This window comes from Streptomyces sp. NPDC006134 (assembly GCF_040628835.1).
Taxonomy (GTDB): Bacteria; Actinomycetota; Actinomycetes; order Streptomycetales; family Streptomycetaceae; genus Streptomyces.
In genome coordinates, this window is record NZ_JBEXTV010000111.1 from 1 (window position 1) to 9086 (window position 9086).

The 9086-nt window shown below is 71.9% G+C and carries 6 protein-coding genes, 1 pseudogene and 1 CRISPR repeat array; all 7 genes and pseudogenes read right to left on the reverse strand.

All coding sequences use genetic code 11. The annotated features are described in order from the left end of the window. On the reverse strand, positions 1 to 411 hold a 411-nt coding region (locus tag ABZ340_RS35860), incomplete at its 3' end, for a type I-E CRISPR-associated protein Cas6/Cse3/CasE (protein WP_358786084.1). Next, positions 411 to 1154: a type I-E CRISPR-associated protein Cas5/CasD gene (gene cas5e, locus ABZ340_RS35865; protein ID WP_358786085.1), complete on the reverse strand. Its 744-nt coding sequence runs from the start codon at positions 1152 to 1154 to the stop codon at positions 411 to 413. The genes ABZ340_RS35860 and cas5e, both read right to left, overlap by 1 nt. Beyond that, a complete protein-coding gene (gene cas7e, locus ABZ340_RS35870) occupies positions 1151 to 2347 on the reverse strand; it encodes a type I-E CRISPR-associated protein Cas7/Cse4/CasC (protein ID WP_358786086.1) in 1197 nt (398 codons plus the stop codon). The genes cas5e and cas7e overlap by 4 nt, the downstream gene beginning before the upstream one ends. Further along, a complete protein-coding gene (gene casB, locus ABZ340_RS35875; RefSeq protein WP_358786087.1) occupies positions 2344 to 3033 on the reverse strand; it encodes a type I-E CRISPR-associated protein Cse2/CasB in 690 nt (229 codons plus the stop codon). Before casB ends, cas7e begins: the two co-directional genes overlap by 4 nt. Further along, entirely contained in the window at positions 3030 to 4793 is a 1764-nt protein-coding gene (gene casA, locus ABZ340_RS35880; protein ID WP_358786088.1) for a type I-E CRISPR-associated protein Cse1/CasA, read from the reverse strand. Before casA ends, casB begins: the two co-directional genes overlap by 4 nt. Further along, on the reverse strand, positions 4777 to 7701 hold the full coding sequence (gene cas3 / locus ABZ340_RS35885; RefSeq protein WP_358786089.1) for a CRISPR-associated helicase Cas3': 2925 nt from the start codon (positions 7699 to 7701) through the stop codon (positions 4777 to 4779). Before cas3 ends, casA begins: the two co-directional genes overlap by 17 nt. Before the next feature lie 219 nt (positions 7702 to 7920). Next, positions 7921 to 8682: direct repeats of the CRISPR family, unit length 29 nt; unit sequence CTGCTCCCCGCACACGCGGGGATGGTCCC. A 144-nt stretch (positions 8683 to 8826) separates the two neighbouring features. Next, positions 8827 to 9086: pseudogene (locus tag ABZ340_RS35890) on the reverse strand (IS701 family transposase); the annotation flags it as partial.

Below are 9086 nucleotides of genomic sequence, written 5' to 3' on the forward strand. Positions count from 1 at the left end.
GAGATGGGCGGTGAGCTTGCGGGGTTCGCCCTCTTTGCGGCGGATGGTGTGCACGGGGTTCGCGGTCAGGCGGAACGCCCAGCGGTCACCGGCGGTCAGCCGGTCGAGGAAAGGGGCGTAGGGCCGGGTCTGCCAGCCGGGGCTTTCGGGGCCGGCGACGGCGGGCCATCCGGCCTGCTCGACCAGGTGCGTCAGGTCGGGACGGTCGGGGCTGACGATGTACAGCAGCACCTCGGCGCGGGCCCGCTGGTCCAGACGCCACAGCACGCGCGGTGCGTCGGGCGCCGGGCTGTCGGAGGGCAGGAGGTGAGGGAAGGACGACATGACGGCCGCGTGCATGGCCTGAGGTGAGGACAGGAGGCGGCGGGCGCCGGGCCGCGCGGTGTTGACGCGGAAGCGGGAGATGAACATCAGGCGCTCTCATCCTCCAGGGCATCGAGGGCGGCGAACGGATCGTGCGCGCCTTGCGGGCTGTCGCCGCCCGCCGGGATCGGAGTGGGTACGGGGACGGTGACGACGGTGCGCAGCGTGTGCCGCCGGTGTGCGGCGTCGAAGCTGACCGGCTGGTCGCGCAGGGCGTCCGCCGCTGTGGCGGGCTCGCCGGTGGCCGTCTCGCGCAGCACGGTCAGGGTCTGCGGGGTCCGGTGGCGCCTGCGGTACCAGCCGGAGGCCTGCCAGGGCACGCTCGCCAGTACGTCCTCCAGGCCGGCGTCCTCGTACAGGCCGAGGCAGACCGGTTCGGAGGGCGGGCAGGAGCGCCGTCCGAGGTAGGGCGGGTACATCGGGGCCTGCAGCGCCGCGTACAGCTCGGTGAGCAGCCGATGGTCGCCCTCGACGGCGGCGACGAACACGGCGTCGGCGAGGTAGAACCGTTCGGACAGCGGCATGGACGCGCCGGTGACGCCGTGGTGGGCGGTGTGGAAGTCCCGGATGCGGGTGCCGGGCTGGTCGATGCGGACCCCGAACCGGAGCGCCGCCAGGGGGGCGAGGTGCGCATCGTCGCCGCGTTCGATGCCGGTTGCCGCGGCGAGCAGGCCGACGACGCCGCTCTTGGTGGGGGCGGATTCGGTGGTACGGCGGGTGAAGCGGGAGGAGGCCCCCCAGGACTGCAGGGGGCCTGCCAGGCGGAGGGCGAGCACGCCGGTGCGGCTCATGCGGGCCTCTCCAGGCGTTCCGCGACGGCCTGGCCGACGGCGGTGGCGAGCTCGCGCAGTGTGCCGGCCTCGATGCCGAGATCGGCGAGTTTCTGCGTGGCGGGACCGACGCGCAGGACCCAGGTGAGCGTGGTCTCGGGGTCGCCGTAGGCACGCTCCACGTCAAAGGCGTAGGCGGCGAGCCGGTCGGCGGCCTCGCGCAGGTGCCCGCCGCCGTCACTGCGGACCGGGTCCTCGAAGGCGGCGACGTAGCTGATCGGCCGGGTGGTGCGGAGCTTGACGACGACGGCGTCGGGCTCGGTGTGGTGCCCGAAGGTGTTGATCTTCCCGGTGGGCAGGGAGGCGACGAAGGCGTGCACGAACGCCTCGACGGCACGGCGGACCGGCTCGGTGCGCGGTTCGTCCTCGCGCAGGCCCTGGCCGAGGTTGGCGGCGAGCTGGTGCACGCCGAGGGCCGCGTAGCGGTAGAGGGTCGCGGAGTTGAAGTCGACGGTGCCGATCATTCCGGCGCCGGTCTCCTCCTCGGTGTTCTCGTCGTCGACGGCCGTGTAGTAGTCCGACTCGTTGTCCACCCGGTGGACGCTGAGGGCGTGCGCGACCTGCACGGCGGCGTCGACGTTGATGTCGGCGACGTCGGCGACCATGCGGCCGAACAGGGCGATGTCCACGGAGTGGCGGGTGTCCGCGAGTTCCTTGGCGCGGGCCTTGTTCTCCTTGGTCTTCAAAAACGCCGTGATGTCGGCGACGCCCTCCAGGGCGAGGCGGGCCAGGCCGTCGAGCTGCCGGGAGCTGAGGAAGACGAGGTACTTGCTCTCGGGGGCGGGGGCAGGGCCTCCGTCCTTCTTCGCCTGCTCGGCCTTCCGCTTGGGGACCTCGGTCTTGAAGCCCGCGGCCTTGACCGTCTCGTCGGCGAGCTTCAGCGCCGTCTCCCGTTCGACGGCCGGGTCGAGCCCGGTGATCCGGTCGGCCAGGAGCTCCACCACCTTCTTGGTCCGCACGCCCAGCTCGGCGGGGTCGAGCAGGTGCTCGTCCTTGAAGTAGGTACGGATGGCCCGCTTCCACGCCTGGCTGGAGACACGGGCACGGGGGACCCCGCCGTAGACGGCCGTCTTGGGCGCGCCCGTGTCGTCCCGGTTGAGGTTGCTGGGCGGGACGGTCTGCAGGGCGTGCACGTCCAGGAAGATGCGGTTCACGAGGCGTCCTTGTCGCTGTCCGGAGTGGTGGTGTCGTCGGAGGCCGGCCGGGTCCGCCACTGCTCGTGGAAGGAGCGGCCCCAGCTGCGGCGGACGGCGGCGGGTCCGTCGGGCCACTGCCAGAGGTAGAGCTGGCCGGCGAGGAGGGCGTAGTCGAGCGGGATGTCGTCGCGGCGCAGCAGGGCGACGATGTCGCGCAGCCGCTGGGCGAGGGTGACGAGGTCGGGGGCGGTGCCCGCGCGGACCAGACGCTTGCGGACGGGTTCGTCGACGCCGTCGGCCGGCATCAGGCGCCGGACTGCCGCGCCCAGACCGCCCGGCCGTTCACGGGTGTGCCGGCGGTGCATGGGCGTGGAGCGGGACTGCTGGTGGAACGCCCACAGGGTCAGGGCCGTGTGCAGCGCGTTCTCGGCGCGCACCAGCTCCTGCTCGCTCAGCGGACGCATCCCCTCGGCCGGAGTGTGCAGCGGGCCGGTGTCGATCAGGCTCCACAGGTCGGGCGTCTCGCCCGCCTCACGGCCCGCACCGCGGCGCAGGCGGGCGAGGGCGGCCACGGCCTGGGACCTGTCGTTGAGGTATCCCTCCTGCCAGGAGCCGATGTGCGCGGCGGCGAGGTCTGCGACCCGCTGGTGCACCGGAACCGCGCCGGGCGGGACCGGTGTGGATGGGGCGGATACGGCGGTCATACGTGCACCTCCGGGTCGGTCGCGGCGTGATCGGTTTCCGGCAGGCCGGCGGGCCCCGGCCCGGGCGGACCGCCGTCGGCCGGGGCGGCGGCGCCTTCGCCGCCGCTTCCGGAACCCGGGGAGCCGGGGTCCGGAAGTGCCCTGGCCAGTCGTCCCCGGAACCACACGTCGGCCAGGCCCGCGTTCAGCCAGTGGGTGCCGCCCTTGTCGGTGGTGTGGAGCCGTCCCTCCCAGGCCGCGTCGCCCGCGGCGGCGATGAGACGGTCACCGAGACGGCCCACCGTCTCCCGTACCCGGCGCTGCCAGGTGTGCCGGTGCTCGAAGGGGTCGGGAGCCTCCGCCAGGGCGGACAGCCAGCCGCGGTAGGGATGGTCCAGTGCGTCGAACCCCTCGGCACGGGCTGCGGACTTCGGCCCTTCCTGCTCGGTTCCGGTCGCCCGGGCCAGGTCGGCCGCGAGGTCTCCCAGGACCCGCACCGCCCGGTCGGCGTCCTCGGCCGCGGCGATGGCCTGCCGGGCGTACGTGGGGTCCTGCCCGTGCAGCAGGACGACCGGCATCACCAGACGGTCGTCGACGACCTCGTCGATCACGGACTGCTGGGTCCCGTACCTGACGCCCACCGTCCGGGCGCGGACGAGGAAACGGCGGGGAAGGTGGCCTTCGGTCACCAGACGGGCGACCCACTCGAGGATCCGCGGCCGCAGCCGCGAGGGACCCTCGGCGCCGCCGGTCTCCTCCAGCCGGTCGGCGAGCAGCGCGGCGATGCCCCGCCAGGCCGAGCGGGCCGGATCGTGCTCCAGGGGCAGGTACACGGGTGACTGCCCCAGCTTCTTCTCCTGCACGGGGCTGCGCCGCCACGCGGTCATCGGCTCACGGCGGTGCATGTTCCGCCAGGCGAGCGGATCGCCGTAGCCGAGGACGACACCGTGGACGCCGTCCGCGTCGTGGTGCAGCCGCACCCGGCGCGACTGCCAGGTGTACAGGTCGCGCAGACCGGTCGCAGAGCGCCCGTCGGATCCCGGCCCGCACGGCGTACGGCGCCAGGCCGGCCGGTCGCCGGGGGAGAAGTCGAGTTCTTCGGTGTCCGCCGCCACCAGGTTGAGCAGCAGGGTCTCGCGCAGCGTCGCGCCCTCCACGAAGACGCCGCCGAGCCCGCCCGCCCAGCCGGTGCCGAGCGGGTACACCTTGCCGCCCTTGACCCGGTCGTCGCCGGCCATGCCGGTCTTGATGCCGGAGGTGTCGTAGGCGTGGACGTGGACGACCCAGCGGGCGGCCTCGGCGAAGGACAGCCGCTCCACGTCCGGCATCCGAGCGGTGAAGAAGGGCTCCCCGGCGGGCACGTCGGCCACGATCCGGTTGAGAGAGAAGACCTCGTCCTTCGCCGTGCGCAGCCCGGCGGTCTGCAGGAACGGCGTGGCCGGGTGAAGAAGGTCGAACCGCTCGCGGTGCTCCTCCAGATAGTCCTGGACGGGGGCGAAGCAGCCGGGATCCTCCCACAGCTCCGCCCACTCCTCGATGTCGCCGGGACCGTCCAGGGCTTCGTGTGCGACGGCCAGCAGGAGGCGGACCAGGGCGAACTCCTGAGTGGCCAGATCACCCACGACGCGCCGCAGCTCACCGGCTCGCGCGAAGACCTGACCCAGCGACAACTCCTCCTGTGAGCCGTCGCTCCGCAGCACCGGGATCCACGGCCGGCTGGTCAGGTCGAAGGACAGCGCCCCGCCCGCACCGGCACCAGGGGGTTCAGTCGTCTGCGTCACGGGTCACCTCGAGGCCGTCTTCAGGGCTGTACCGGAGCGAGAATCCTGCCAGGTGGGTCTGACAGTCCTCGTCGAGAGCGAGAATCAGCTGGTCGGAGAGCCAAGGGCTGTCCTTGCCCTGCCACTTGGGCAGGTACAGCTGCTCCAGCTCCTCGATGGCCCGGTCCATGGTCTCGCCGGAGAACTGCAGGGGAAGCCGCAGTCCGCAGCTCGCGGCCGTACGGGCCGCGAACGGCGCCGGCGTGGCGTCCCGCGGCAGTGCGAGGCCGGCTCGCTGCCGCTTCTTGCCGTCCGGCTTGAGCCACGGCAGGGTGACGAGGCTTCCGTCACCGCGCCGCTGCACGACGACGACCTCCAGGCTGTCCCGGCTGTCGCGGACCTGGGCACGCCCGGTGGGAGTGTCGTCCGTGTCCCCCACCCCGGCGGCGACCCAGCCGAACAGCGGACGCCCCGGTTTGCCGACCTCCCCCAACCGGAACACGGCGGCACGCCCGGCCTGGTCGTCGCGGTGCCGCTCGAACTGTTCGCGTGCCTCTTTCAACGCGTCCTGCCAGTGGTCCGGCCCGACCGGTGTCTCCCCGTACGCGCTCTGTACGAGAGGACTGATGTCCGCCGGGAGCCGCACCGGCCGCCGGGACCCGCCGTCGAGGTGGGGCAGGAGCACCACGGCCGATCGCAGCAGGGCGTACCGCCCGTACACGGCGACCGAACCCCGCGCCGGAGCGGGCACGTCCGCCGTCCAGTCGGCTCCCGTCACCAGGCAGCGCGCCGTCCGCAGGCGTTCGGGCCGCTCCCCTTGCCCCTGTCCGCGCCGGTGGCGGTGCAGGCGCCCCATGCGCTGCAGAAGCAGGTCGACGGGGCACAGGTCGCTGACCAGCAGGTCGAAATCGACGTCCAGGGACTGCTCGGCGACCTGGCTGGCCACCACGATGTGCCGGCCCGCCGGCCTGTCACCCGTCTTCTCCGGAGGCCCGAAGAGGCGCAGCAGTGTGCCGTCCTTGTCCGCCCGGTCGAGGTCGACGAAGCACGAGTGGGCCACGGTCACGTTCTCGGCCCCGAACCTGTCGCGCAGCGCGCGAGCCGTCTCGAGCACCCGCCTGACCGTGTTCCGGATCACCAGGACGCATCCGCCGTCGGCCAGCTCGCTCTCCAGCCGGTCGGCAAGGAGGTCCAAGCCGTCGCCGAGGCGCTCCACCCGTACCGCCGTCGACCGGGCCGACGCATGCGGACGGCGGGTCAGCGGGGTACCGCCCGCAGCGACGGCGGTCAGCAAGGGGTACGCGTCCGGTGCGGCCGTGTTCCCGGGGGCGCCGGCATCGGCCCGGCCGGAGTACGCCGCGACGAGTTCACGCCTGCGCGAGGCCGGCAGGGTCGCGGACAGTACCACCACCGGGACCCGGTACGCACCCAGCCAGGACAGCACCCGGTCCAGGTACACGCTCATGTACGTGTCATAGGCGTGCGCCTCGTCGATGACGACGACCTTCCCGGCTACGGCGAGATGCCGCAACGCCAGGTGCCTGCTCTTCAACCCGGCGAACAGCAATTGGTCGATGGTGCCCGCGACGAACGAGGCCAGCATGGCCTTCTTGCGGCCCCGCAGCCAGGCATGCGCCACGAGTTCAGCGCCCGCGCGGTGCTGCCCGTCCCGCTGCCGCCCAGGCGCGGGCGCCGCTTCGTCCACGCCGACGGCCACGACCCGTCCCGCACGGGCCATCAGGCCGGCGAAGTCCTCGTTGAGAGCGGCTTTCGAATGGGCCAGGTGCACCGAGCGGCGCGAGCCCGCCACCCCCGGCAACCGGTCCAGCCAGTCGAGCAGGCGGGGAAACATGGCATTGCCGGTGGCCATGGTGGGCAGAGCGAAGAACACCCCTCCCGCACCCGAGCGCGCCGCGAAGATCTCGGTCACGGCGAGCGCCGCCTCCGTCTTCCCCTCGCCCATCGGCGCCTCGACGATCATCAGACCGGGCTTCTCCATCTCCCGGGCGAGTTCCACGGCCGCTTCCTGGACCGGGCGTATCTCCGCTCCCGCCGGTAGTTCGAACCGGGAGGCGAACAGCTCCCGAGCACTCCGGTCCGGTTCCTCGGCCCGCCAGGGGTCCGGCAGGTCCAGTCCCTGCCAGGCCGCAGCGAGACGCTCCTGGTCGTCGCGGGACGCGCCGTCGGGGAAGTACGGGAAGAGGTCCGGGTTGCTGGCGATCCAGTCGGAGACGATGACCAGCGCGGTGAGCAGCACCTGCACCGGCTGCGGCAGTTTCACCGTCCGCCAGGCCCCGAGCCGTTCGGCCACACCGAAACGCTCGGCGCAGGCGTCGAGCAGCTCGGTCTGCACCTGCCGCCAGACACGGCCGCCCGCACCAGGAGTGCGCAGCAACTCCTCGTGCTCATACAGGGCCTTGATCTGGCCGTGTTCGGGCGGCACCCCGTGATGTCCGCCCACGGCAACCGTGAACTGGCCGGTCCGGGCGGACACCCACCCGTGCCGTTCCTCCAGCCATTCCCCCAGCAGCACCTGCCCGGCCAGACCGTGCGGCGCGATCCGGCGGTCCGGCCCCATCGCCCTCGCCGAGCGCATCTCGAGTCCTTGGTCACGCATCGCGTCGGCGAGCTGGTCGACCTGGCAGGCGAACGCCGGGGTGGCCTTGCCGATGTCGTGCACACCGGCGAGCCATACAGCCAGGGCGCGTGCGTCCGACTCGCCTTGCGGCAACGCCTCGGCCACCAGCCTCCGCACCCCTACGGGCAGCCACCGGTCCCACAACAGGCCGGCCACCGCGGCACTGTCCTCCATGTGCCGCCACAACGGCAGCCAGCCATCGGTGTCACGGTCATGTTTGGCCCACACCGACCGAGCCGACTCCCCAAGCCGGTGCAACAGGCCGGAACGAGCACTTCCCCCATCGCTCATGAATGATTGATACAGGGAAAGATCGGCGCCGCGCACCAAAACGAGCAAACAGAAGTGCCTGCGGGAGAGCAACGCCCCCAAGCTGTATGATGATCGGCTCGCCTCTGCCTCGGCGAGAAGCACCTACGAGACCAAATGCACTTCATGTCCCATTCGCCGGAACCTTTAAAAGATACTGAAAGTGAGTCACTACGGCAATAAACTTGCAGGTCAGGAAGTCTGCTCCCCGCACACGCGGGGATGGTCCCTGGCGGCCGGTCATGGTGACGTAGCCGTCCGCCTGCTCCCCGCACACGCGGGGATGGTCCCGTCTGTTGCCCGAAGTGGCAGGATCAGCCCGACTGCTCCCCGCACACGCGGGGATGGTCCCGACGGCACGCGCGTCGCGGGAGGACGGAGGTACTGCTCCCCGCACACGCGGGGATGGTCCCTCGACGTGGATGCAGGCGGAGGCGGAGTTGTACTGCTCCCCGCACACGCGGGGATGGTCCCTACGTCCGGTCCATCACCGCACTCGCCAACAACTGCTCCCCGCACACGCGGGGATGGTCCGCGGGAGCCCGCGTCGCACGGGTCCAGGCCCAGCTGCTCCCCGCACACGCGGGGATGGTCCCCTTGGAGCCGATGTTGTCGAATCGGAGCGTGTCTGCTCCCCGCACACGCGGGGATGGTCCCGAATGCGGAAGTCTCCGGAAGATGTTCGACATCTGCTCCCCGCACACGCGGGGATGGTCCCGGCGCGAACTCGAAGCGCACCCGGCCGCAGACCTGCTCCCCGCACACGCGGGGATGGTCCCCTGAGACCTTCCCCACCCAAGCCGCCGCCCGCGCTGCTCCCCGCACACGCGGGGATGGTCCCCACGACCACAAGACCGGCCTGGTTCGAGGACTCTGCTCCCCGCACACGCGGGGATGGTCCCCGAGCGAGCGACTGACCGTCCCCCAGCACGGCCTGCTCCCCGCACACGCGGGGATGGTCCCGGCATCACGGGCTAGTAGTGCTTCGTTAGGTTCTGGCCTGTCTGTGGCGACCTCGTCGGGTGGGTAGCGGGCGTCCGCAGGTGGTGCAGGTACCGGTCCAGCACCTCAGCAGGTCCTGAAGGACATCGAGGACCTGGTAGAGGGTCAGGCCGGTGTGCGGACTTTTGGGTCGAGCCGCCGGAGGGTGAGGAATGCCTGGGCGGCGGTGACGAGGGTGACGTGGTGGTGCCGGCCGCGCCAGGTGCGGCCCTCGAAGTGGTCGAGTCCGAGGCCGTGCTTGAGTTCGCGGTAGCCGTGCTCGATCCGCCGGCGCATCTTCGCCCACCGCACCAGGTCCGCGACCGGGGTGGTGGCGGGCAGGTTCGATATCCAGTAGCCCGTCGGAGCGTCCTGGCCCTCGGGCC

Coding starts and splice junctions, on each gene's coding strand:
- cas5e (WP_358786085.1), bottom strand. CDS start 1,154: ATGAGCCGCACCGGCGTGCTCGCCCTCCGCCTGGCAGGCCCCCTGCAG.
- cas3 (WP_358786089.1), bottom strand. CDS start 7,701: ATGAGCGATGGGGGAAGTGCTCGTTCCGGCCTGTTGCACCGGCTTGGG.
- casB (WP_358786087.1), bottom strand. CDS start 3,033: ATGACCGCCGTATCCGCCCCATCCACACCGGTCCCGCCCGGCGCGGTT.